Source organism: Corallococcus praedator, from assembly GCF_003612125.1.
GTDB lineage: Bacteria > Myxococcota > Myxococcia > Myxococcales > Myxococcaceae > Corallococcus > Corallococcus praedator.
The window spans coordinates 1-411 of record NZ_RAWI01001249.1; the positions used below are offsets into that span (position 1 = coordinate 1).

Genomic DNA, 411 nt, shown 5'->3' on the forward strand with positions numbered 1-411 from the left:
CCCCCCCTCGATCTGGCTCAGGTGCATCAGGCGGCCCGCTGCTTGTTGTAGACGTCGAAGATCACGGCGGCGAGCAGCACCAGCCCCTTGATGACCTGCTGGTAGTCGATGCCGATGCCGAGCATCTGCATCCCGTTGTTCATCACCCCCATGATGAGCGCGCCGATCACCGCCCCCACGACCTTGCCCGATCCGCCCGCCATCGACGCCCCGCCGATGAACACGGCGGCGATGACGTCGAGCTCGAACCCCGAGCCCGCCTTCGGCGTCGCCGAGTTGAGCCGCGCCGTGACGATGATGCCCGCCAGCGCCGCCAGCACCCCCATGTTGACGAAGGTGAGGAAGGTCAGGCGGTCGGCGTTGATCCCCGACAGCCGCGCCGCCTTGAGGTTGCCGCCGATGGCGTAGATG

Annotated in this window: 1 protein-coding gene; it reads right to left on the bottom strand. The window is 67.6% G+C overall.

Annotated features, from left to right (window positions below):
• Window positions 1-26: 26 nt before the first annotated feature.
• Window positions 27-411, bottom strand: a 385-nt coding sequence (locus D7Y13_RS43935; protein WP_439329272.1) for an ABC transporter permease subunit, incomplete at its 5' end; no start/stop codon positions are given.